This is a genomic window from Streptomyces sp. NBC_01450 (genome assembly GCF_036227505.1).
In the GTDB taxonomy this organism is placed as follows: Bacteria; Actinomycetota; Actinomycetes; order Streptomycetales; family Streptomycetaceae; genus Streptomyces.
In genome coordinates, this window is record NZ_CP109480.1 from 3530727 (window position 1) to 3555059 (window position 24333).

Annotated in this window: 18 protein-coding genes; 5 read left to right on the plus strand and 13 right to left on the minus strand. The window is 70.2% G+C overall.

What is annotated here, in order from left to right:
* Positions 1 to 106: 106 nt before the first annotated feature.
* Positions 107 to 2266, minus strand: a complete 2160-nt coding sequence (locus OG568_RS15775) for a RecQ family ATP-dependent DNA helicase (RefSeq protein WP_329532039.1) — start codon at positions 2264 to 2266, stop codon at positions 107 to 109.
* A 16-nt stretch (positions 2267 to 2282) separates the two neighbouring features.
* On the opposite strand from OG568_RS15775, the gene OG568_RS15780 reads away from it, so the two are divergent.
* Complete coding sequence (locus OG568_RS15780) at positions 2283 to 2582, plus strand: hypothetical protein (RefSeq protein WP_329532040.1); 300 nt, start codon at positions 2283 to 2285, stop codon at positions 2580 to 2582.
* A gap of 270 nt (positions 2583 to 2852) precedes the next feature.
* Positions 2853 to 3488: a hypothetical protein gene (locus tag OG568_RS15785; RefSeq protein WP_266629463.1), complete on the plus strand. Its 636-nt coding sequence runs from the start codon at positions 2853 to 2855 to the stop codon at positions 3486 to 3488.
* A gap of 423 nt (positions 3489 to 3911) precedes the next feature.
* Here OG568_RS15785 and OG568_RS15790 read toward each other — a convergent pair whose 3' ends face one another.
* The 3 genes from OG568_RS15790 to OG568_RS15800 all read right to left on the minus strand — a co-directional run bounded on the left by OG568_RS15790 (position 3912) and on the right by OG568_RS15800 (position 6244).
* Positions 3912 to 4538 (minus strand): hypothetical protein, encoded by a 627-nt coding sequence (locus OG568_RS15790; RefSeq protein WP_329532041.1) that lies wholly within the window; start codon positions 4536 to 4538, stop codon positions 3912 to 3914.
* 68 nt (positions 4539 to 4606) lie between these two features.
* Positions 4607 to 5308 carry a ribonuclease HII gene (locus tag OG568_RS15795; protein ID WP_329532042.1) on the minus strand — a complete coding sequence of 234 codons (702 nt, stop codon included), beginning with the start codon at positions 5306 to 5308 and terminating at the stop codon, positions 4607 to 4609.
* 291 nt (positions 5309 to 5599) lie between these two features.
* Positions 5600 to 6244, minus strand: a complete 645-nt coding sequence (locus OG568_RS15800; protein ID WP_266647854.1) for a TetR/AcrR family transcriptional regulator — start codon at positions 6242 to 6244, stop codon at positions 5600 to 5602.
* A gap of 172 nt (positions 6245 to 6416) precedes the next feature.
* On the opposite strand from OG568_RS15800, the gene OG568_RS15805 reads away from it, so the two are divergent.
* A complete protein-coding gene (locus OG568_RS15805) occupies positions 6417 to 7964 on the plus strand; it encodes an MFS transporter (protein WP_329532043.1) in 1548 nt (515 codons plus the stop codon).
* A 546-nt stretch (positions 7965 to 8510) separates the two neighbouring features.
* Here OG568_RS15805 and OG568_RS15810 read toward each other — a convergent pair.
* From OG568_RS15810 to OG568_RS15820, 3 genes are all read right to left on the minus strand, one after another.
* Entirely contained in the window at positions 8511 to 9416 is a 906-nt protein-coding gene (locus OG568_RS15810) for an ADP-ribosylglycohydrolase family protein (protein WP_329532044.1), read from the minus strand.
* Positions 9406 to 10089, minus strand: a complete 684-nt coding sequence (locus tag OG568_RS15815; protein ID WP_266586516.1) for a histidine phosphatase family protein — start codon at positions 10087 to 10089, stop codon at positions 9406 to 9408. Before OG568_RS15815 ends, OG568_RS15810 begins: the two co-directional genes overlap by 11 nt.
* A gap of 106 nt (positions 10090 to 10195) precedes the next feature.
* The gene (locus OG568_RS15820; RefSeq protein ID WP_266430272.1) at positions 10196 to 10801 is read right to left on the minus strand and encodes a YdbC family protein; all 606 of its coding nucleotides are present in this window, start codon (positions 10799 to 10801) and stop codon (positions 10196 to 10198) included.
* Positions 10802 to 10957: 156 nt separating this feature from the next.
* On the opposite strand from OG568_RS15820, the gene OG568_RS15825 reads away from it, so the two are divergent.
* Positions 10958 to 11491 (plus strand): TerD family protein, encoded by a 534-nt coding sequence (locus tag OG568_RS15825; RefSeq protein WP_266430275.1) that lies wholly within the window; start codon positions 10958 to 10960, stop codon positions 11489 to 11491.
* Positions 11492 to 11597: 106 nt separating this feature from the next.
* Here the strand turns inward: OG568_RS15825 and OG568_RS15830 are convergent, their stop codons facing one another.
* Together OG568_RS15830 and nrdR are read right to left on the minus strand one after the other, a co-directional pair.
* On the minus strand, positions 11598 to 14504 hold the full coding sequence (locus OG568_RS15830) for a vitamin B12-dependent ribonucleotide reductase (protein ID WP_329532045.1): 2907 nt from the start codon (positions 14502 to 14504) through the stop codon (positions 11598 to 11600).
* 152 nt (positions 14505 to 14656) lie between these two features.
* On the minus strand, positions 14657 to 15241 hold the full coding sequence (nrdR, locus tag OG568_RS15835; RefSeq protein WP_266430280.1) for a transcriptional regulator NrdR: 585 nt from the start codon (positions 15239 to 15241) through the stop codon (positions 14657 to 14659).
* Positions 15242 to 15758: 517 nt separating this feature from the next.
* Here nrdR and lexA point away from each other — a divergent pair.
* Positions 15759 to 16535 (plus strand): transcriptional repressor LexA, encoded by a 777-nt coding sequence (gene lexA, locus OG568_RS15840; protein WP_266430282.1) that lies wholly within the window; start codon positions 15759 to 15761, stop codon positions 16533 to 16535.
* Positions 16536 to 17173: 638 nt separating this feature from the next.
* On the opposite strand, the gene OG568_RS15845 is transcribed toward lexA, so the two are convergent.
* The 4 genes from OG568_RS15845 to OG568_RS15860 all read right to left on the minus strand — a co-directional run bounded on the left by OG568_RS15845 (position 17174) and on the right by OG568_RS15860 (position 24162).
* Positions 17174 to 19177: an ATP-dependent DNA helicase gene (locus OG568_RS15845; RefSeq protein WP_329532046.1), complete on the minus strand. Its 2004-nt coding sequence runs from the start codon at positions 19175 to 19177 to the stop codon at positions 17174 to 17176.
* Positions 19178 to 19283: 106 nt separating this feature from the next.
* A complete protein-coding gene (locus tag OG568_RS15850; RefSeq protein WP_329532047.1) occupies positions 19284 to 21305 on the minus strand; it encodes an IucA/IucC family protein in 2022 nt (673 codons plus the stop codon).
* 57 nt (positions 21306 to 21362) lie between these two features.
* Complete coding sequence (locus tag OG568_RS15855) at positions 21363 to 22100, minus strand: GNAT family N-acetyltransferase (RefSeq protein ID WP_266586507.1); 738 nt, start codon at positions 22098 to 22100, stop codon at positions 21363 to 21365.
* Positions 22101 to 22197: 97 nt separating this feature from the next.
* On the minus strand, positions 22198 to 24162 hold the full coding sequence (locus OG568_RS15860) for an IucA/IucC family protein (protein WP_329532048.1): 1965 nt from the start codon (positions 24160 to 24162) through the stop codon (positions 22198 to 22200).
* Between the last annotated feature and the right edge of the window lie 171 nt (positions 24163 to 24333).

Consider the following 24333-nt stretch of genomic DNA (forward strand, 5'->3'; position numbering starts at 1 on the left):
CGGCCGCAGGCTCGCGCCCTGCCGGCGGAGGCGGGGCGTGCACACCACGGCGAAGGCGACGCGTCCGATCACACTCAGAGGCGTCGCACGCACGGAGTGGGGAGGCTCAGCCTGCCGCAGCGAGGACCAATGGGAGAACCTGATCGCTGCCTGACCGGCGGAGGAGGCGGGCAGCGACCGCGAGGGTCCAGCCGGATTCGGTGTAATCGTCCACGAGCAGGACGGGGCCGGGAGTGCGCGCCAGGGCGGCAGCCAGGTCCTCAGGAACGGTGAAAGTGCCGGACAACGCCCTGAGTCGTTGGGCGGAGTTGCTGCGGCGTGCCGCGTGCGCGCCGCTCGGCCCGGTGTACGCCAGGGTGCCCAGCAGGGGGAGGCGACCGATGGTCGCGATTCCCTGGGCGAGGGAGGCGACCAGCTGCGGGCGAGCCAGGGACGGCACAGCGACGACTCCGACCGGCCGGGCAGAGGCGTCCGGGGCACTCGTCGCCCAACCTCCCGCAGAGCGCGCCCAGTCGGCGAGGACGGCCACCGCGGCCTTCAGGACGTCGTCGGGCACCGGCCCATCAGGCGCGTTCTCGGCCAGCAGCGGGCGCAGCCGGTTGCCCCAGCCGATGTCCGAGAGCCGCCCCAGGGCACGCCCGGTGGAGCACTGCTCCTTGGCCGGGATGCGGCCCTTGAGGTCAATGCCCAGTGCGGGCATCCCCGTCGGCCACATCCGACGCGGCTCGACCTCGACTCCCGGGCGGTCCAGTTCCTTCGCCGCGCCCGTCAACGCCTCCGACGAGACAGCGGAATCGACCCATGCCCCCGCGCAGTTGTCGCAACGGCCGCACGGGATCGCCCCCTCGTCGTCCAACTGTCGGCGCAGGAACTCCATCCGGCATTGGGACGTGCTCACGTAGTCGCGCATGGCCTGCTGCTCGGCCGCGCGCTGTCGAGCGACCCAGGCGTACCGCTCGGAGTCGTAGACCCACGGCTCTCCGGTGGAGATCCAGCCTCCCTTCACCCGCTTGACCGCCCCGTCCACGTCGAGCACCTTGAGCATGGTCTCCAGGCGGGTACGCCGCAGCTCCACCACCGCCTCCAGGGCAGGCACGGACAGCGGCCGTCCCGCACCGGCGAGCGCCGAGAGGGTCTGGCGGACCTGCGCCTCGGGCGGGAAGGCGGTATCGGCGAAATAGCGCCAGATCGCTTCGTCCTCCTTGCCCGGCAGCAGCAGCACTTCCGCGTGCTCCACGCCGCGCCCCGCACGACCCACCTGCTGGTAGTAGGCGATCGGGGAGGACGGCGAGCCGAGATGGACCACGAAACCCAGGTCCGGTTTGTCGAAGCCCATGCCGAGGGCCGACGTCGCGACCAGCGCCTTGACCCGGTTCTCCTGCAGGTCGACCTCGGCCTGCAGCCGGTCGGCGTTCTCCGTCTTGCCCGTGTACGACGCGACCGTGAAGCCGCGCTGCCGCAGGAAGGCGGTCGCCTCCTCGGCCGCGGCCACCGTCAGCGTGTAGATGATCCCGGAGCCCGGCAACTCGTCCAGGTGCTCGGCCAGCCACGCCAGGCGATGCGCGGCATCGGGCAGCTGCACCACACCCAGCCGCAGACTCTCCCTCTCCAGCGGGCCGCGCAGCACCAGGGCCTCACCGACGCCGGTACCCAACTGCTCGGCCACATCCGCCGTCACCCGCGCGTTGGCGGTCGCGGTGGTGGCCAGCACCGGGACACCCGGGGCAAGCTCGGCCAGCATCGCCCGCAGCCGACGGTAGTCAGGGCGGAAGTCATGGCCCCAGTCCGAAATACAGTGCGCCTCGTCAACCACCAGCAGACCGGTCGTGGCCGCGAGCTTGGGCAGCATCTGCTCGCGGAAATCTACAGAATTGAGACGTTCCGGACTTACGAGGAGAACGTCGGTCTCGCCACGCTCGACCTCCGCGTGGATGGCGTCCCACTCCTCCGGGTTGGCCGAGTTGATCGTGCGGGCCTGGATCCCGGCCCGCGCCGCCGACTCGACCTGGTTACGCATCAGCGCCAGCAGCGGCGAGATGATCACCGTGGGGCCGGAGCCACGCCGACGCAGCAGCGCGGTGGCGACGAAGTACACCGCCGACTTGCCCCAGCCGGTGCGCTGCACCACGAGCGCACGCCGGCGCTCCTCCACCAGAGCCGCGACCGCCTGCCACTGATCCTCCCGCAGCCGCGCCGAGCCCCCCGGGTCACCGACGAGCTCAGCGAGGATGGCGTCGGCTTCGGTGCGGAGCTCCTGGTTGTCCATGCCCCCATGCAACCCGATGGCACTGACACTCGGCCAATTCACCCAGCGTGACACCCGGCTCGCAGTCGGTCCACCGACCATGCGTCGATCGAGAACGGCCGGCATGGAGCGCCCGGCCACAACCCTCTCGATCAACGCGTTTACGCAGGCCAAGGCGCTATTTCCGCCCGGAATGCGAATGCCGCCCCAGTTCGGCGGCCCGGAGCGGCTCGACTATCCCGACGTCCTCAAGGAAGCAGGCGATCCCGTGCCGCTCGTGGATGACGCCATCAAGACGGGACGGATGCTCGCGGTCGCCGCGCGCATGCTGCGATGATCGGGGCGCGGGGGGTGTTACCGCTGGTCCTGGCCGTACAAGCGTGGCCCATGTGTCGCCATCGAGAACAGTGGGCAGGGATATACACGACGTATAGTCGGAAAACGGTCGGTGGCCCCAATTGCTCGTTGCCGCAACCAAGTTCGACAGGAAGAATTGAGGTCCGCTCCCCGCACGGCTCGCCCGTGATCCGGTAGGGCTCTGCTGCGGCGTGCGCTCCCCCAAGTCCGACCCCGCCCGCTGTGTGGGCGCGTAGCCGAAGGGAGGACCGTGACCTTCGGATTCGCTCCGTCCTCGGCGGCATCCATGTCGACGTCTGCCGATCTGTCCGCCGCTTCCGCCAACCCACTGACCCGCATGCTCGAACCCGCCGAATGGGCCGCCGCGGGGATTCCGCTGCTGCGCAATCCCCGGGAGGTCGTCAGCGGGTTGCACGCACGGCACCGGCCGAGACCCACGACCGCCGTCGTGGCCGTCCTCGACGCGGACGAGCGGCTGCGGGCGAGCGCCTCGTTCACCCGGCGGTCGGCTCCGGCCGACGGCTGGATGTTCCGCAACGCCCTGCTCGCGCAGCTGCGCCGGGTGATCCCGCACGACCTGCGGCGTCGCACCCCGGTGCGCACCGCCGTGCTGCTCTACTGCCGTGAGGGCGACGCGCGTTGGACCGAGGAGGACGGGGCGTGGATGTGGGGGCTGCGGGACGCCTGCACCCTCCACGGGCTGCGCTGCGGGGCGTACATCACGCTGACGCACGACGGCTGGCAGGTACTCGGCGAGGGCCGTGGCGGACGCCGTCCGAACACGGACTCCCCGCCGGAGTCCTTCGCCCTGGCCGAGGCACCGCCGCCGCTTCCGCGTACCGGAGGCGTCGCGTCGGAGGTGCTGCGCCGGGCGGCCGCCCGCTGAACCGGCCGCCCGCGAAGCCTCGCGCCCGCCCCAGGCGTCGGACCGCCTTGAAGGCCCCTGAAGGGCCCCGACGGGTACTCGCCCCTGTGACCCAGGCGTCCGCCCGGGCCGTAACGGCCACCACGGCGCAGACCTGGCGGGGGCGGGGCAGCGCCGTAGCGCTTGCGCCCGCTCCAGAGGCGTACGCGCGTCTCCGGAGCACACGGACGGTCCACCGGGACGTACGACGGTGGCGCATCCCGTAGAGACACCCCGCGCACACTCCGGGCAACGCTCCAGGCACGCTCCGAGCACGCCGGAACGACCGCCGTACAGGACGACCGCTGTACAGAACGACCGCCGTACAGGTGGTGCCGCGGCGGCACCACCGTCATACCTGAGGCATCACCCCGAGCGAATCCCGGACAGGTGTCCGGGATTCGTTCAGACTCCGGCGCCCAGCACCGAGTTGATCTGCTGCGGGTCACCGCAGACGATCAGCAGGGCGCCGGCCCGGCCGAGGGCCAGGGGCAGGGCGGTGGCGGCGGCAGCGTCGGGACCGCCATTGACGGCGACCACGACCACGGGACGGGACGCGGCCCGGCCCGCGACGGAGGCGTCGGCGTAGAAGACGTCGTCGCCCGCATCGTGCTGCGCCCAGTAGGCGGTTTCGCCGAAGGAGAGCTCGTGCGCGGCCCACGGGTGCGGTTCGCCGGTGGTGATCACCAGCACCTCACCAGGGGCTCGGCCCGACTCCAACAGCAGGTCGACCGCTTCTTCGGCGGCGTCCAGCGCACCCTCGGCCGAGGCCGGGATCAGCTGGACCTGTGGGGTGGCGGCAGCGGGCGCGGCCGCCGGGGCGGACGACCCCGGCGTGGCCGCGACCGGCTCGCGCGGGGTGCGTTGGGCCGGCGTCGGCCGGACAGGTCCCGGACGTCCGGGACGCGGCGGGGCCGCGGGACGGGGACCGGGTACGGGACGGGGGGTCGGCGCGGTGCGGCCACTGGCCGGAGTAGCGCGGGGACCCTGGGCACTCTCGTGAATCTGAGGCTCCTCGGGAATGAGAGGCATGAGCTGATTTTTATCAAACACCGGTGCGACTCGCGTCGGCGGGTGGCACATGAGTGCGAGCGGAACCGTCAGAAATCGAAGCCGAGCTGACCTTCGATCTCCGGAGCGCTTCCGTCCGCCCAACTGCGGACCTTCTTGAGGTGCCGCCACTGGGGCAGCGCATCAAGATACGCCCATGACAGCCGGTGGTACGGAGTGGGGCCCTGTTCCTCCAGTGCGGCCTTGTGCACCGGAGAGGGATACCCGGCGTTGGCCGCAAAACCGAAGTCTGCATGGTCGACACCCAGTTCGGCCATCATTTTGTCGCGCTGAACCTTGGCGATCACCGAGGCCGCCGCGACGGCCACGCAGGACTGGTCACCCTTGATCACCGTGCGAACCCGCCACGGCGACCCGAGGTAGTTGTGCTTCCCATCGAGGATGACCGCGTCGGGGCGGACGGGCAAGGCCTCCAGAGCCCGCACCGCGGCCAGGCGCAGTGCGGCCGTCATCCCCAGGTCGTCGATCTCCTCAGGAGAGGCATGCCCCAGGGCGTAGGACGTCACCCATTTCTCCAACTCCACGGCCAGCACGGTACGGCGCTTGACGGTGAGGAGTTTGGAGTCGGTGAGGCCTTCGGGCGGACGGCGCAGTCCCGTGACGGCGGCGCAGACGGTGACCGGGCCGGCCCACGCACCACGGCCCACCTCGTCGACACCGGCAATGATCTTCGCTCCGGTCGTGGCGCGGAGGGAGCGCTCGACGGTGTGAGTGGGTGGTTCGTACGGCATGGCGCCCTCAGCCTACGCCGCCCGGAGCGCCTCGCGACACCCAGGTTTCCCTGAGAGACCACCGCCCCACAGCCGGCATGGATCAGTCAACCGAAGATCCACTCACCGGACACCTGCCCGCCCCCGAACCAACCACCTGGCCGTCCCCCGAACCAGCCATCCGCCCGTCCCGCGAACCAGCCATCCGCCCGCCCTCGAACCCACCGTCCAACCGTCCCCACGTCAGCCGTCCGACCGCCCACGAACCGGCGACGAACCACCGACGAACCCGCGGCCCGACGATCCCCGGATTCAGGCCCCGGCCGCCCGTGGACCGTCCCCCGTCCGCCGCAGCAGCGGGACCATCAGCTGGTCGATCATCTCCTCCAGGTCCCGCTCACCCCATTCGCTCGCGCACACCTTCGAGCGATACATCATCATCGCCGGAATAGCATCGAAGACATAGGAGTTCGCGGCGTCCGGTCGGACCTCTTCCCGCTCGATTCCGCGGTGAACGATGTCTCGGAGCAGATGCTTGGTCGGCTCGACGACACCTCCGATGATCAGGCTCTGAAAGCGTTCCGCCTGCGCCACGTCGCATTCGTGAAGCACTGAGCGCAGCGCGAAGCCGGACTGCGAGTACATCGCCTCACGTACCTGTCGACACAGTTCCAGCAGGTCCTCCCGGACGCTTCCGAGGTCGGGCGCCACCGTCAGGCTCGGCAGCCCGGCCTTCAGCGCGTCCGCCACGAGGTCCTCCTTGGACGGCCAGCGGCGGTAGACCGCGGCCTTGCCGGTCTGGGCCCGGGCGGCGACGCCCTCCATCGTGAGGCCGTTCCAGCCGACCGTACTGAGCTGCTCGAGCGCGGCCTCGAGGATCGCGCGTTCGAGCACGGCACCGCGTCGGCGCAGGGAGGCCGCTTGAGCGGGAGCGGCCGTCCAATGCGAAGTAACCATCTGAGTGTCTCCGTTGTGCATGGGGGAGCGGGGAGTTCGGGGAGAGCGAGCGGCCAAGTGGCGACATCCGGCGGCGACTTCAGTGAACGCTTGCGTTCACTGTCGGGGACTCACTACCGTTGACGCAACAGTGAACGCGAGCGTTCACTAACGCACTTGTGGGGGACCCATAGTGACAACCTCTCAGTTGATCAAGGACTCAAAGCCAGGAGCGGCCCGCCGGGAGGGGCATCCCGGCATCGCACTCGCCGTCATCGCGGCCTGCCAACTCATGGTGGTACTCGACTCGACGATTGTGAACATCGCCCTCCCGCACATTCAAGACGCGCTCAAATTCAGCACGACCGACCTGACCTGGGTGATCAGCGCGTACACCCTCACCTTCGGTGGCCTGCTCCTTCTCGGCGGCCGCGCGGGTGACATCCTCGGTCGGCGCCGGGTCTTCATGACCGGCATCATGCTGTTCACGCTCGCCTCGCTGCTCGGTGGACTCGCCCAGGAACCCTGGCAGTTGCTGGCCGCGCGAGCCCTCCAGGGCGTGGGTGGCGCGATAGCGTCGCCCACCGCGCTGGCACTCATCACCACCACCTTCCCCGAGGGCCCGGAACGGAACCGGGCCTTCGCCGTCTTCGCCGCGGTCTCCGCGGGCGGCGGCGCCATCGGGCTCCTTGCGGGCGGCATGCTCACCGAGTGGCTCGACTGGCGCTGGGTGCTCTTCGTCAACGTGCCCATCGGTGTGCTGATCACCGTGCTCGCCCCGATGTACATCAACGAGTCCGAGCGCCATCCGGGACGCTTCGACATCGCGGGCGCGCTCACGTCGACGGCCGGTATGGCCTCCCTGGTGTACGGGTTCATCCGCGCCTCGGAGGAGGGCTGGCGCGACAGCCTCACGATCGGGTCCTTCGCCGCGGCGGTGATCCTGTTGCTGGGCTTCGCGTTCATCGAGACCCGGGCGAAGGAACCGATCACCCCGCTGAGGATGTTCGGCGACCGCAACCGCTCCGGCACGTACGTGATCATGCTGAGTCTGGCCGCGGCGATGTTCGGGATGTTCTTCTTCATCGTCCTGTTCGTGCAGAACGTGCTGGGGTACAGCCCGATCCAGGCCGGTCTGGCCTTCCTCCCCGTGACGGCGGCGATCGGCATCGGAGCGGGGCTGTCGCAGCGGTTCCTGCCGGTCCTCGGGCCCAAGCCGTTCATGGTCGTCGGCTCCAGCCTCGTCGCGCTCGGGCTCGGCTGGCTGACCTTCATGAGCCCCGACAGCACATACGTCGGCGGGGTACTCGGCCCGATGCTGCTCTTCGCCTTCGGCATGGGCCTGAACTTCGTGACCCTGACCGTGACCGCGGTCTCCGGCGTCGCCCAACACGAAGCGGGCGCCGCGTCCGGACTCCTCAACGTCACCCAGCAGGTGGGCGGTTCGCTCGGCCTGTCCATCCTGACCACGGTCTTCGGCTCGGCCAGCCGGAACGAGGCGGAGAAGCAGCTGCCGAAGTTCCTGGCGAACGCCTCACCCGAGCAGAAGGCGGAGTTCGCCAAGACCCGCCAGCTACCCGCTCCTTGGGGCCACGACGTGCTCGCCCACGGCATCTCGACGGCCTTCATACCGGCCGTCGCGATGGCTGTACTGGCCCTGTCCACCGCCGCGCTGGTGATCCGGGTCCGCAAGAGCGACCTGGAGGCCCTGGCGGGCACGGCGGGGCCCGCGGGGGGCTGACGCGGGCGCTGCGGATGGCCGGACCCCGGTCCGGGGACAGACGGCGAGAACCTCGGTCCGGCCATCCGCAGCGGGACGACACAGGGGGCCGGGCCTTGCGGGCGGCTGCACGGCACCGGGGCCACCCTTGCGGACGCACGGCACCAGGGGCAGGTCGTGTGACGTACGACATCGGGGGCAGCCCCTGCGCACGCGCGCGACACCGGGGACGGTCCCTACGCCCCTGCCAGGGGTGGGCCCTGCGGCCGGCATCCCGGCGCGAGGGCCGGCCCCGCGGGCTGGCCGTCAGGCCGGGGTACGGCATCACAGCCGGCCCAGCACGCGGCCGCTGTACGGCGCCGACAACCGACCCGTACGACACGACACCCCTACGAGCCGCCGACCGCGAAGAGCCCTGCCCGTACTTCACGAGCCATACGCACGCGACATACGGAGCCCCGCGCGGACCTCCGAAGCCGACAGAGCACGAAGACCCGGCCCCGCCCCCGCGATGGGGCAGGCGCTCCACAAGGGGACTCCCGGGGCGCCACCGGACCGCCCGCTGGCCTACGCCCCCACCCGCACCCAGCCCGGCAGGCTCTCCGTCCGCTCCACCCACTCCCCCGGCGGCGCCCCCGCCCTGCCCGCGGCGATCACACCGCCCACGATGGCGCAGGTCGTGTCCATGTCGCCGCCCACCTGGGCCGTCGACCAGAAGCCCTCTTCGTAGTCGCCGAGGGCCCGCGCCGCGGACCAGAGCGCGAACGGCACCGTGTCGTGCGCCGTCGTGCGCCGCCCACAGCCCAGTACGGCGGCGACCGTCGCGGTGTCCCCGTAGTCGAGCATGTCGCGGGCGCGCCGCAGACCCGCGCCCACGACGCTGCGCGGGACGAGCGCGACGACGCCGTCGAGCAGCGCCTCGGCGCTCGGCGGGCCCGCCGGGTCGGCCGCCAGCGCGGCGGCCGCGGCGACGGCCATGGCGCCCACGACGGCCTCACGGTGCTGGTGGGTGGGGTAGGCCGAGATCTCCGCCTGGTGGACCGCCTGCTCCGGGTCGTACGCGTACCAGGCCCCCAGAGGGGCGATCCGCATTGCGGCGCCGTTGCCCCACGAACCCTGCCCCTTGAAGAGGGCGGACGCCAGTTCCCGCCAGTCGCCCCCCTCCTGGATCTGCCGGAGCAGCCGGTTGACCGCGGGGCCGTAGCCCCGCTCCAAGTCGTGGTGATCGGCGAAGGAGCCGGCCAGCGCGTCCTGGTCGATGCGGCGGTGCCGGGCCAGGACAGCCACCACGGAGGAGGCCATTTCGGTGTCGTCCGTCCACTGCCAGGGACCGGACGGCAGCTCGCGTCGCTTGAGCAGCGAGTAGTTCACGGGCATGAAGAACTGCGAGCCCAGCGCGTCCCCCACCGCGAGTCCACGCAGGCTGGCCAGGGCGCGGTCCAGGCGCCCGTCGGGAGAGGAATCAGAGGTCATCGCCCTGCCACTCTATCCCTGTGCCTCCGTACGACTCGGGTTCACGCCAGCGTTCGAACGGACGGTCAAGCGTGTACCTCCCGTCGTCGCCGAGGACGAGCATCCGCATCTCGGCGTTCCCGGGATTCGACAGCGATTCGAACTCCGCGACCGTCCAGTGGAACCAGCGCATGCAGAACAGGCGCATGGCCAGACCGTGGGTCACCAGGAGCACGTTCGACGGGTGGTCGGGGGCCTCGAAGCTCCGGTACAGGCTCTCCAGGAAGCCGCCGACCCGGTCGTACACGTCGGCGCCGGACTCGCCCTGCGCGAAGCGGTAGAAGAAGTGCCCGTACGCGTCCCGGTAGGCCTTCTGGAGGCGTACGTCGTCACGGTCCTGCCAGTTGCCCCAGTCCTGCTCACGCAGCCGCGGTTCCTCGCGCACCCGTATGAGCTCGGGATCGAGGTGGAAGGCGCGGAGCGTCTCGTGGGTACGGCGGTACGGCGACACGTAAACGCTTACGCGCTCTCGTCCGAAGACCTCCCGCAGCCGTTTTCCCGTCTCCTCCGCCTGCTGCCACCCCTTCTCGGTGAGCGCCAGAGCGTGGTCGGGCTCGCGTTCATACACGGTGTCATCGGCGTTGCCCGCTGACTCGCCGTGCCGGACAAGGACGATACGCCGTGGTCGAACCATGCCAAGACCCTAAAACGGCTGACGGCCGATCGAGCACTCCTAGGGGCCGCATACGGCGTAGGTCACACGTCTTCCGCGCAGATCACACCCGCGGCCGACCCTCCGGTCAGACCGTCCACGAGGGCTCCAGCGCCACTATGTCGCCGGCCAGGGCCGCGACGTCGGCCTCCGTCTGGGCGCGCAGCGCGAGCCGTTCCACGCGCTCGGCCCGGTATTTACCGTGCTCGGCGGCCGACTGCCACATGGACAGGATCAGGAACTCATGGCCCGGCGCCTCTCCGAACAGGCCCCGCACCATGCCGGGCGAGCCCGCCATCGCGGGATTCCAGACCTTCTCCTGCATCAGCGCGAAATGCTCGGCCCGTTCCTCGTGGATACGGCAGTGGGCCACCCGCAACACGTCGGCCTCCGTGAAGCGCGGCTCGAAACCGGTCTTCACATCGAACCGGTGATCGAAGAGTTTGGCCTGCAAGTCCTTGAAGGTGCCCGACTGGGCGGCCGCCAGCCGGTCGTGCGAGCGGGCCATGAAAGAGTCGTAGAAGGCACGGCTCTCCCAGAAGGCGAAGATGTGCGCCACCCCGGGCCGCCCCCGGCTCCAGCCGCCACCCTGCCCCCGGAATCCCGGCTCACCCAGCAGCCCCGCCCACTTTCGCTGCCCCCGCTCGAAACCGCGGCGGTCCACCACGGTGCAGCGAATCCACTTGACCAGCACGGCGCCATCGTAAGGCCACGGAGCGTGGCGCCGGTCACGCTCCGGCAGAGTGCACCCGCGCGAGCGCCCCCGCGCGCGTGGCACGATGGACAACCGGCCTTGACCGCGAAGCAGTTGGGGCAGGAAGCAGACGGGGAACGGGGAGGGGGAGATCCGATGAACGGACTCAACAAGGGCATCCGCAAGGTCGAGCTCGCGGTGAAATGGGACCCGAGTCCCGTCGGCGAGCCCGCGACCGACCTCGACATCATCGCGGCGACGTACGTTGCGACCGATCCGTACGGAAGCCCGGCCTACGTGGTGCACTTCGACAGCCGCTCCCCGGACGGCACCATCTACCTCAACCGGGACAGCAAGGACGGCAAGGGCTTCGGCTGGGACGAGGTCATGACGCTGGAACTCGACCGGCTCAACAGCAACTACACGCGCGTGGTGGTGGGCGTGCTGATCCAGCAGCGTTCCGGCCACAAGTCGTTCGTCGGTGTCCTCAACCCGGGCCTGCGCATGCGGGAGGGCTACACCGTGCTGGCCGAGGACAACTTCGGCGGCGTCCTGGGGGCGACGGCCGCGACCGTCGGCGAGTTCGTACGTGACGCCTCCGGAGAGTGGACCTTCCATCCGGGGATCCACGGCTACGACACGGACCCGGCGGCGTTCCCGCGTGTCATGGGCACGCGGCACGACGCCTGAAACAACCCACTCCGTAGGAGACGCCTGAAACAGCCTTCTCCCTAGGAGCGAGAAAACGCCGAAGGGCGGCACGACCGGTGGTCGTGCCGCCCTTCAGGGCTTCAGATCAGCTGCAACCGCTGGTCGAGCCGCAGCCCTCGCAGATGTAGCAGGAGCCGGCCCGCTGCATCTTCGTACCGCAGGAGAAGCACAGGGGGGCGTCCGCCTGGATACCCAGCTGCATCTCCACCAGTTCGGCACTGGTGTGGGCCTGCCTCGGGGCGGGCTTCGCCGCCTCGACCTCGATCTTCGGGGTGGCGACGGCCTTCAGCTCCTGCGCACGGGGCGCGGACTGGGCCAGGCCCTCGACGTCCATGTCGACATCGTCGGAAGGCTCGTAGGAGCCCGTCTCCAGGTGCCGCTGACGCTCCTCGGCGGAGTGGATGCCGAGCGCGGAGCGGGTCTCGAAGGGCAGGAAGTCCAGCGCCAGGCGACGGAAGATGTAGTCGACGATCGACTGCGCCATCCGCACGTCCGGGTCGTCCGTCATACCGGCCGGCTCGAAGCGCATGTTCGTGAACTTCGAGACGTACGTCTCCAGGGGCACGCCGTACTGCAGACCCACGGAGACCGCGATCGAGAAGGCGTCCATCATTCCCGCGAGGGTGGAGCCCTGCTTCGACATCTTCAGGAAGACCTCGCCGAGACCGTCGTCCGGGTAGGAGTTGGCGGTCATGTAACCCTCGGCGCCACCCACCGTGAAGGAGGTGGTGATGCCGGGGCGACCCTTGGGCAGGCGCTTGCGGACCGGGCGGTACTCGACGACCTTCTCGACCGTCTCGCGGATGGTCGCCTCGGCCTTGGCGGTGACAGCGTCGGTCGCGGACTTCTCCTTCTCCTTGGTCTTGGCGGAGAGGGGCTGGCCGACCTTGCAGTTGTCGCGGTAGATCGCGAGCGCCTTGACGCCCATCTTCCACGCCTCGAAGTAGACCTCTTCGACGTCCTCGACGGTCGCCGTCTCCGGCAGGTTGACCGTCTTGGAGAGCGCACCGGAGATCCAGGGCTGGATCGCGGCCATCATGCGGACGTGGCCCATCGCGGAGATGGAGCGCTCGCCCATGGCGCAGTCGAAGACCTCGTAGTGCTCGTGCTTGAGGCTCGGGGCGTCGATCACATTGCCGTTCTCGGCGATGTGGGCGACGATCGCCTCGATCTGCTCCTCCTGGTAGCCCAGGCGGCGCAGGGCCTGCGGAACGGTGCCGTTGACGATCTGCATCGAACCGCCGCCGACCAGCTTCTTGAACTTGACCAGCGCAAGGTCGGGCTCGAGGCCGGTGGTGTCGCAGGACATCGCGAGACCGATGGTGCCGGTCGGGGCGATGACCGAGGCCTGCGCGTTGCGGAAGCCGTTCTTCTCACCGAGGTGCAGCACGTCCTGCCAGGCCTCCGTGGCGGCGGCCCAGATCGGCGTGTCCAGGTCGTCCACGCGGACGGCCACGGCGTTGGCGTCGGAGTGCTGCTTCATGACGCGCTGGTGCGGCTGCGCGTTGCGGGCGTAGCCGTCGTACGCGCCGACGACCGCGGCGAGCTCGGCGGAACGCTTGTACGAGGTGCCGGTCATCAGGGAGGTGATGGCACCCGCGAGGGCGCGACCGCCGTCGGAGTCGTACGCGTGTCCGGTCGCCATCAGGAGGGCGCCCAGGTTGGCGTAGCCGATGCCCAGCTGACGGAAGGCGCGGGTGTTCTCGCCGATCTTCTGGGTCGGGAAGTCCGCGAAGCAGATCGAGATGTCCATCGCGGTGATGACCAGCTCGACGACCTTGGCGAAGCGCTCGACCTCGAAGGACTGGTGGCCCTTGCCGTCGTCCTTGAGGAACTTCATCAGGTTCAGCGAGGCGAGGTTGCAGGACGTGTTGTCCAGGTGCATGTACTCGCTGCAGGGGTTCGAGCCGTTGATACGGCCGGACTCCGGGCACGTGTGCCAGCGGTTGATCGTGTCGTCGTACTGGATGCCCGGGTCGGCGCAGGCCCAGGCGGCCTCGGCCATCTTGCGGAAGAGCGCCTTGGCCTCGACCTCCTCGATGACCTCGCCGGTCATACGGGAGGTGAGACCGAACTTGCCGCCCGCCTCGACCGCCTTCATGAACGTGTCGTTCACACGGACCGAGTTGTTGGCGTTCTGGTACTGGACGGACGTGATGTCGTCGCCGCCCAGGTCCATGTCGAAGCCCGCGTCACGGAGGGCGCGGATCTTCTCCTCCTCCTTGACCTTGGTCTCGATGAAGTCCTCGATGTCGGGGTGGTCGACGTCGAGGATGACCATCTTGGCCGCGCGGCGCGTGGCGCCGCCCGACTTGATCGTTCCTGCGGAGGCGTCGGCACCGCGCATGAAGGAGACGGGACCCGAGGCGTTGCCGCCCGAGGACAGGAGCTCCTTGGAGGAGCGGATACGCGAGAGGTTCAGGCCGGCGCCGGAGCCGCCCTTGAAGATCATGCCCTCTTCCTTGTACCAGTCGAGGATCGACTCCATGGAGTCGTCGACGGACAGGATGAAGCAGGCCGAGACCTGCTGGGGCTGAGGCGTCCCGACGTTGAACCAGACCGGGCTGTTGAAGCTGAAGATCTGGTGCAGGAGGGCGTACGCCAGCTCGTGCTCGAAGATCTCGGCGTCGGCGGGCGAGGCGAAGTACTTGTAGTCCTCACCGGCCTTCCGGTACGTCTTCACGATGCGGTCGATGAGCTGCCTGAGGCTCACCTCTCGCTGCGGGGTACCCACAGCACCGCGGAAGTACTTGCTGGTGACGATGTTGACCGCGTTCACCGACCAGAAGCCGGGGAACTCGACGCCACGCTGCTCGAAATTGACCGAGCCGTCGCGCCAGTTGGTCATGACGACGTCACGGCGCTCCCACTCCACCTCGTCGTACGGGTGCACGCCGGGGGTGGTGTGGATGCGCTCGATGCGCAGTCCCTTGGTGGCCTTGGTGCCCTTGGCGCGGGAACCTCGTGCCGGACCGCTCGCCGTCTCTGTCATGCCGCCTCCCTGTATCGGGCTAAAACGCCCTGAAGTGCCACGTTCTTCCCATGGCACGGTGTGTGTCTGGTGCTGCGCGCGCCGCCACGCGGCCGCCCGCAACAGGTCTTTGGTCGCCACCGATGGGGGGCCGACGCGAGTCGGCCCTTCCGTCAGTCGGCGGCGTTGGCGGGCACGGGGACGTGGACAGTCCCTCCGGTCCCGCGATCACTTTCCGGGCGCTGCGCGTCCGCGGCTGCCACGTTCACATCCGCCTCGCCCGCGTCTTCCTCGTCCGCGGCGGGGCGCCGCCCCGTCTCTTCCCTGAGTTCCACGATGGCGGCCTCGAAGTCCTCGAGCGAGTCGAACGCCCGGTACACGGACGCGAACCGCAGATAGGCGACAAGGTCGAGCTCCTGCAACGGGCCGAGTATGGCCAGACCCACGTCATGGGTGGTCAGCTCGGCGCTTCCGGTGGCCCGCACCGCCTCCTCGACCCGCTGGCCGAGCTGGGCGAGCGCGTCCTCGGTGACGGGCCGCCCCTGGCACGCCTTGCGCACGCCGTTGATGACCTTGGTACGACTGAACGGTTCGGTGACGCCGGACCGCTTGACCACCATCAGCGAACACGTCTCCACCGTCGTGAAACGACGGGAGCAGTCGGGGCACTGGCGGCGCCTGCGGATCGACGTGCCGTCATCGGTCGTACGACTGTCGACGACGCGGCTGTCGGGGTGCCTGCAGAAGGGGCAGTGCATGGCTCCAACCCTCCTTCACAGCACGACTCATAGACCTCGTGAGACCTCACGGGCCCCTCGAAGCAGCCCCAAGCATAGGCGATGGCTGGAGGCTCGAAGACCCGGGGGACCACAACTTCTGGGCTGCTGTAGCAATCCAACCACTAGATGTGGGGATCGAACCGAAAATTCGCCCAGGATGCGCGTGTCGCACGCGTGACGGCATGTGCCGCACGGCCATACCGATCCCGGACACACGGAGATACCGTGGTCAGCGCGCCGAAGGGGGCCGGTACCCGGCCGACGGGGCGTCGGATGGCAGACTGGGCCGCGGCCTGCGACTGTCGGCACGGCCAGCGCCCCGGCGGTGAAGAGTACAGCAATGGGCCCTTTTGTCCGCCGGATGCAGCGTGAGCCATACACCCAGACACATGATCACGACAGACAATCCGCGATTTTTCACTCGAACGTGTGTTTGGCGCAACCTTTCGAAAGCAACTACCGTTGTCCAGCAGGGAGACCATCGAGAGGGGCCGACGTGACCACCACCGCAGACAGTGCCACCATCACTGCCCAGGACCGCTCCCAGGGCCGACTCGAGCCGGTGCATGCGATGAACGAAGCCACGAATATTGAGGGGCCCAAGCGCTCCCTGCCAGGGCGACCTCCAGGCATCCGCGCCGACAGCTCGGGACTAACCGACAGGCAACGCCGGGTGATCGAGGTCATCAGGGACTCCGTGCAGCGGCGCGGCTACCCGCCGTCGATGCGGGAGATCGGACAGGCTGTCGGCCTCTCCAGCACCTCCTCTGTCGCCCATCAGCTGATGGCACTGGAGCGCAAGGGCTTCCTGCGCCGCGACCCGCACCGACCGCGGGCGTACGAGGTCCGGGGCTCCGACCAGTCCTCGGCACAGCCCACGGACACGGCGGGCAAGCCGGCCGCGTCGTACGTCCCGCTCGTCGGCCGTATCGCCGCCGGTGGCCCGATCCTGGCCGAGGAGTCGGTGGAGGACGTCTTCCCCCTCCCCCGGCAGCTGGTCGGCGACGGCGAGCTGTTCGTCCTCAAGGTCGTCGGTGACTCGATGATCGAGGCCGCCATCTGCGACGGGGACTGGGTGACGGTCCGCCGTCAGCCGGTCGCGGAGAACGGCGACATCGTGGCCGCCATGCTCGACGGCGAGGCCACGGTGAAGCGGTTCAAGCGCGAGGACGGCCACGTATGGCTCCTCCCGCACAACGCCGCCTACCAGCCGATTCCCGGCGACGAGGCGACCATCCTGGGCAAGGTGGTGGCGGTGCTGCGGCGCGTGTGACAGCACACGCCGGGCGGGACACCCCGCCCCGCCCTTGACCGGGCCCCGGGACCACCTGCGCCGGTTCCGGGGCCCTGCGCGTTGCCCTCCGGGGGTCAGACGGGGGCAGCATGCGCGGCGTCCAGAGATGGTCCGCCCCGACGAGTACGCGCCCCTGAAGGGGATTCGCTCGCCGAGGGGGCGGGAGGATCGTCCACAGAAGCCGAGGGATATGGCGCGGGCGCCGAGCGATATGCGCAGGCGTCGGACGGCATGCGCGGGGCCCGCACCACGTGTGCGGACACCGGACGGCATGCGCGGACACCTGGCGACATACGCGGGCCCTCGGCCACATACGCGGGTGCCCGGCCGCATGCGCGGGTGCCGGGCCGCATGCGCGGGTGCCGGGCCGCATGCGCGGGTGCCGGGAGGATCAACGGTGGGGTCGGGGCGGAGATCCCGAGTCTGAGAGCACGCACGACACCTGGGGCGCCCACAGGGCGGGCGTCTTCGCGGGGCCCGGGTGTGGCCGTGCGGGTGGTGTTGTTTGGCCGGAGGGGCATCCGAGGCGGAGCGAATCGCCCGTAGGGGCACCCGGGCAGGCCCGCCTCGGGCCGAGTGCGCGGGTCCCCTCAGCCCCCCGCCCCCGCGGGGAAGGCCTACGCCTCCTCCGTCTCCCCCGCTCCCACCGTCTCCTCGGCCTTCCGTGCCGTCGCGTCGATCGCGGTGAGGGACCGGCGTACCTGGTTTCGGTCCGTGGTGTACCAGAAGTCGGGCAGGGAGGCCTTGAGGTAACTGCCGTAGCGCGCCGTCGCGAGGCGCTGGTCCAGTACGGCCACCACACCCCGGTCCCCCGTGGCCCGCACGAGGCGGCCGGCGCCCTGGGCCATCAACAGCGCGGCGTGGGTCGCGGCGACGGCCATGAAGCCATTGCCGCCGTTGTCCTCGACGGCCTTCTGGCGGGCGCTCATCAGCGGGTCGTCGGGGCGCGGGAACGGGATCTTGTCCATGACGACCAGCTGGCAACTGGGCCCGGGGACATCGACGCCCTGCCAGAGCGAAAGGGTGCCGAAGAGGCAGGTCTTGGGGTCGGCCGCGAAGTTCTTGATCAGCTCGCCGAGCGTCTCCTCGCCCTGCAGCAGGATGGGGTACTCGGGGATGCGCGAGCGCAGCTCCTCCGCCGCGAGCTGAGCGGCCCGCATCGAGGAGAACAACCCCAGCGTGCGACCCCCCGCAGCCTGGATCAGCTCGGTGAGCTCGTCCAGCATGTCCGCGCGGTCGCCGTCACGCGCGGGGCGGGACAGGTGCTTGGCCACGTACAGAATGCCCTGCTTGGGATAGTCGAAGGGCGAGCCGACGTCGACGCCCTTCCACTGCGGGAAGTCGTCACCCTCGGTGCCCTCCGGGGCGAGTCCCAGCGACGCCCCCACTCCGTTGAAGTCGCCGCCGAGCTTCAGGGTGGCGGACGTCAGGACGACGGAGCGGTCCGCGAAGAGCTTCTCTCTGAGCAGGCCGGAGACCGACATGGGGGCGACCCGGAGCGAGGCGCCGAAGCGGTCGTGGCGCTCGTACCAGACGACGTCCCATTCGGAGCCGTTGGTGATCCGCTCGGCGACATCGTGCACCGACTCCACCGAGGCGAGAGCCTGCTTGCGGACGGAGTCCTCGTCCTGGACGGACTTGTCGCGGGTCGAGCCGATCGCCGAGATCACCGTACGAGCGGCGTCGCGCAGTGCCATCAGCGCGTATCCGAGATCCTCCGGGATCTCCTCAAGGCGGCCCGGGAGCGCGAGCTCCATCAGCCGCTCGAAGCCCTCGGCGGCGGTCTGGAGCTGATCGGCCGCCTTCTCGTTGACGAGCTTCGCGGCGCGGCGCACCGCGCGGTTGACCTGGCCGGGCGTGAGCTCGCCCGTGACGACACCGGTGACCCGGGAGACCAGCTCATGGGCCTCGTCGACGATCAGCACCTCGTGCTGCGGGAGGACCGGCGCGCCCTCGATGGCGTCGATCGCGAGCAGCGCGTGGTTGGTGACGACGACCTCGGCGAGCTTGGCCCGCTCGCGGGCCATCTCCGCGAAGCACTCCGCTCCATAGGCGCATTTACTGGCGCCCAGGCACTCACGGGACGAAACGGACACCTGGGCCCACGCGCGGTCGGAGACACCAGGTGTGAGGTCGTCCCGGTCTCCGGTCTCGGTCTCGTCCGACCAGTCCCGCAGCCGCAGCAGGTCCTGGCCCAGCTTGCTGGTGGGCGCGGCCGCCTCGAACTGGTCGAAGAGGCCGTCCTCCTCGTCCTGCGGCACGCCCTCGTGCAGCCGGTGCAGACACAGATAGTTCGACCGGCCCTTGAGCATCGCGAACTCCGGGCGGCGGCGCAGCAGCGGGTGCAGCGCGTCGACCGTCCGCGGAAGATCGCGCTCTACGAGCTGGCGCTGGAGCGCCAGGGTGGCGGTCGCCACGACGACCCGCTCCCCGTGGGCGAGCGCGGGCACGAGGTATCCGAGCGACTTTCCGGTGCCGGTGCCCGCCTGGACCAGCAGGTGGGAGCTGTCGTCGATGGCACCCGCGACGGCTTCGGCCATGGTCACCTGGCCAGGGCGCTCCGTACCGCCGACAGCGGTGACGGCGGCATGCAGGAGTTCGGGGAGTGAGGGCTCTGTCATAGCGTTGCCAGCCTACGGGGCGCCACTGACAATCGGGCGATCAAGGCCCGGACGACGGACGCGATCAAGACGAGTACGAGAACGAGAACGAGAACGGGGTGGATGATCAAGGCCGGTGGAGGGGGTTCGGGACCGTACCGTGTACCGCGGCGTGCGGGCGCTCGGGCCGGTCGCGGTAGCCGTCGAGATGCAGTCGGTTGCGGTTCAGGCACAGGCGCTCGATCCGTGGAGTGAGCAGGTCGAACATCTCGTAGCGCTCCTTGAGCTCGGGGAAGCGCGCCTGGTGACGGACGATCTGCGCCCGGACGAGCGACCAGAACTCGGCCTCCGGAACGCCCAGTTGTTCCTCGCAGAGCGGTGCGAGATAGCGGAAGACCCCCACGAAGAGTCCGGAGTGGATGAACTGGGTCAGGAACGCCGGCGGCTCGGTCAGCAGTACGTTCCGTACGTCGTCCGGCATGGACGCGTGCTCGGGCAGGGGCTCCGCGCTCACGTTGACGTCGTCCACGAAGTCCTTCACCGCGAGCCGGACGGGGACGTCGTGGTCGTCGAAGACGACGATCGCGTTCTCCCCATGGGGGCTGAATACCGTGCCGTACCGATAGAGGAAGTGCAGCAGCGGCGGCAGGAGCGCGGCGAAGAGACGGCGCAGCCAGACATTGGGGGCGAGGCCCGAGCGGGCGACGAGCTCCGCCGTGAAGGCGCGGCCGTCCGGGTCGGTGTGCAGGAGCGCCGCCAGGGTACGGGCGCGTTCACCGGGCGCCAGATGGCGGGAGACCGGCTCGCGCCAGATCGCGCCGAGCAACTCCTTGTACTGATAGGGCACTTCGGGGAGGGCGTCGTACACGGGGTGGTTCACCGTCACCGAGGCGACCTCGCCGAGCAGGATCACCCCACAGGTGTCCCGCAGGAACGGGTCGGCGTCCCTTAACGCGTGCATCCAGGCGGTGACGGCGGGCGCCGCCAGGGTGCGTTCCGTCGGCAGGCCGCGCCAGACCAGGGTGTTGAGCACGGAAAGCGGCAGTTTCACCGTGTGCCGGTCCGGGTGCGAGACGTTGAGGAACGTACGGATCGACTGCTGGGGCAGCCGCAGGTCGCCGTCGGAGGGCAGCGGCACGATCGCCCCGGCGGCTACGGAGGGCGCGAACAGCGGCAGCACCACATCGTCCCACTGCCAGGGGTGCACGGGCAGATAGAGGTACGACTCCGGGATGAGCCCACGCGCGCGTAGTACCCCGTCGAAGGACTCCCGTGTGGCGGGGGCGAGTTCGCGCGCGTAGAGCTGTTCGGCGGAGTGGAGGCTCTGGACGCCTCGGTAGGTGGCGAGCGTGGTGTGCACCGCGATCCAGGGGATCGGCGTCGCCCTGCGGGCCTCCGGTGCCCAGTCGGCGGCGTCCGTCGCGGAGAAGCCGAGGCGGCCCTTGTTCAGCACGATCCAGGGGTGGCCGGTCTGGTGGCCCTCCAGCTCCGCATAGTCGAGGTCGGCCAGTTCGGCCGCCGTACGGGCGTCGCGGTCGAGGCGGGTGTCCGCGGCGAGCGTCGTACTGAGCTCACGGACCACGTGGCCGAGCGTCGCGCCGTCGATCTCCAGCGTGTCGCGGGCCCGGGTGAGGAAGCCCAGCGGGTCGGTGAAGGGGCACGGCTCCTCGCCCTCCTCGGTGAGGGTGAGCGAGGCGGGGTCGACGCGCCAACTGTCGTACGAGGCACGGCGGGCGCGGAAGGAGAGGCTGCCGCCGGCGTCGAGGCGGAGGGTGTAGGGGCGGAGGGTGTCGGCATGGCCGGTGTCCTCGCGCGGGAGGTTCTGGTGGGCGGGGGCGGGGTTTGGTGAGGGGTGCGCGGTGTCCGGTTCGGCGGAGGGATCGAGGCCGGTCCCCGGATTGCGCCGGCTGCGGAGGACGGTCCCTTTTCCCTCCGCGCCCCGCTGAGCCTCCGGATCCAGATCCGACTCCGACACCGACTCCCGATGTGGCTGCGGCTCCGGTCTGACGATCTCCTCGTGTGCGAACTCACCGATCATTTTCGCGAGCAGTCGGCGTCCTGCCTGGTCCCATCGGTCTTTGCGCAGCTCAGGCGGGTCGTACAAGGCGGGCAGCGCTCCGGAGGCCGGGGTGGCGGATGGATGCGGCACGGGGACTCCTCGACAGGGAACCGGATCGGGACGAGCGGTGCGGTGAAGGTCAGGGCGCTACAACAGGTCGCGCAGGTTCCGGTCCCGGACCATGAGGGCCGCTCGCTTGCCGGGCAGGTCGACCTCGGCGGAGAACCGGAAGCCCGCGCTCAAGAAGGCCGAGACGGAGGGGGTGTTGCGGAGATCGGGTTCCGCGACGACGCGGGCGCAGGACGGGCGCTTGTCCAGCACGAGGTCGGCGACGGCTCGGAGCAGGGCGGAGCCGATGCCTCGCCCGCGGTCGGCGACACCGCCGATGAGGAGGTGAAGGCCGGTGTCGTGCGGGCGGGCGGGATAGTGCCGGGCCAGGAGATCGAGGTCCGCGCGGTAGATCTCCCAGTAGCTCATCGGGGCGCCGTCCAGCACGCCGAGGCAGGGCACACTGCGGCCGTCGCCGTCGAGTTGGCGGCACAGGTGCTCCTCGGCGACCGACTCGGGTCCTGCCAGCTCCCAGAACTCGGCGACGGCGGGGTCGTTCATCCAGCGGGTGACGAGCGGGAGATCACGCTCCACACGGACGGGGACCAGGTGGAAGGCGCCCACGGGAGTGGCGATCGGGCCCCAGCCACCGATGCGGTCGAGCAGGTCGTCGCCCCCGGCCGACTCGACCTCGCAGCCGAAGAGCGCGAGGAGCTCGTCGGGCAGGCGCAGGTCGAGGGTGTCCTCGTTGTCCGTGCCCGGCCCGGGACCCGGGTCGGCTCCGAGGTCGGTGACGGGGGCGGTACCGGCGTCGGTGCTCGCATCGGTGGGAGGCACGGCGACGCTCCTCTCAGGAGACGGGGTGGGGCATGTTCCTCAGGAAATGGAGGGGGTTGTAGGGGGGTTATGGAGGGGGTCGACGAGCCCGGCTTCCTCAGGAATGGAGCGGGTTGGCGAGGGCGACGTAGACGGACTGGGTGTCGACCGGGCCGACGAGTTCGTCGAGGCCGTGCAGCCGGGTCAGCAGGTTGGCCTTGCAGCGCAGGACGGGCGAGTCGAGGAGGCGCGCGGGCAGTGGTGTACGCAGTCGGGCCGGGCCGGAGGCCGCGTCGGTGAGGAAGCGGCGGAAGGCGGCGAGCAGCAGTTGTTCGTCGGCGAGGTGCTGGGAGCCGAACGCGCCGATGAGGCCGAGTACGTTGTTGATCGCCAGGTAGTAGGCGAAGCGTTCGTCGGTGACCTCGTCGGAGACGAAGGTGTCGCTGAGTTCGCCGATGCCGGGCAGCCGGGCGTCCAGTTCGGCGCGCCGGGACGCGCGGAAGTAGTAGCCCTGGTTGTCCCGGTAGCGGCCGCCCGCGGGCCAGCCCTCGGGGTCCAGTACGAGCAGGGTGTTCTGCTGGTGTGCCTCCAGCGCGATCCCCGCCTCGCTGTCCAGCCAGAGCACGGGACGTACGACCTGCTCCAGGTAGCGCAGGAACCACTCGGCGGCGACGGCGCCACGGGGCTTGCTCGTGCGCCCGGCGAGGCGGGTGACGATCTCGGCGAGCCGCGACCGCATGACGGGGCGGTCCTCGGACCCGCCGCGTGCGCCGGGTTGGGCGTGGGGCCGGGGGGAGACGAGTCCCGCGACGCAGCCAGCGTCGTCCGTCGGACCGAACGGGTTGTGGCGGATCATCACGTCGAGCCCGGTCAGTGGGGTGCCGTCCGGGGCGTTGACCGCGAGCCAGGCGGGATCGCGGACGATGTCGAAGCCCCGGTGGGCCGACTGCCACTGCTTGGACAGGCCGCCGCGCAGCAGACGGTGGACCTCCACGCCACGGTGGAGCTCCTTGCGGAGGTTCTCCCGGCGGGAGTTGGTGATGCGCAGGCCCAGCGACAGCTTGAGCATCGCGGGGGCGCCGGAGCGGTAGAGGGTGCGGACGGAGGAGGTGGGGTGCCAGGCGGAGCCGTGCGGGCCGAGGTCCCGGAGCAGTCCGGCGTCGAGCAGGGCCGCGGTCTCGGGGCGGTGCCGGACCTCGGCCATCTGCCAGGGGTGCAGCGGCAGGGCGGCGTAACCGTCGGGCAGGGGCAGCCCGGCTCCGGCCAGCCGCGCGGTGAGCAGTTGCGCGGGGACGGGCCGGCCGCGCTCCGTCCACGCCGACTCGGCCGCCAGGACCGAGGGGGCGACCGCCATCCAGTGCAGCGGGAACGAGCCGCGCAGCTCGGGTGAGTACAGCCGTGCTTCGGCCTCGGAGAGCCCTTCCCGGCTCTTCGGGGTGGGGTGCCACGGGTGCCCCAGCACGAGTGCTTGTTCGGCGGCGAGGAAGAGGTCGGGGGTGTCGGCGGGCCGCTGCCTGCGGTCGTTGATGAACACGACGGTCCGCCGCACCGAGTCGGCGACACGGCCGACCAGGTCGGCACCGTCGCCGCCGGGGCCGCTCTCGGCAACGGGCGTCGAGGTCACCACGGCCGTGCTCGTCGTCCCGAGGCCCGTTCCCGCCTGGCGTGCGAGCAGCGCCGCCACGGTGACGGCGTCGGCGGGCGGCGCTCCGTCGGGGGCGTCGGCGAGGTAGGGGAGGCCGAAGCGGTGCCAGCCGGTCGGGGACCAGTAGTGGACCGGCGTCAGGAGGGAAACGCCGCTGGCCGGGAGCGGGATGCGGAGGGTGCCGTCGGTGGGGGCGGCGAGGTTGTTCTCCCGTACCCAGCAGCGCAGCAGGTTCTCGACCGCCGCCGCCTGGGCCGCGGTGTGGACGGCGGGGTGCTCCAGGAGGTCGGCGGTGGCGCCACGCAGCCGCTCGGTCTCCCGGGCCCCTCCCTTCTGCCGGGGGACCGCGTCGGCCCCGGCGACGAGCGGGGTCTGCGTGCCGCAGGCCGCTCGCTCGTAGGTGTCGGGACGGCCGTCGGATGCGGGGGTCGCGTTCAAGAGAGTTCCTCGTGGGGTCGTTCAGGCTCGTGCGGCGACGAACCGGGGCGGTACTGGCGTGCGCGGGGCCTTGGGCGTTCCTGGTCGATCCGGGTGAGGGCGGTGGTTCTGGTCGAGGTGGCGGTGGCGGTGGTCCGAGTGAGGTCCGCGTCTCACCGCCACGGCGCGGGA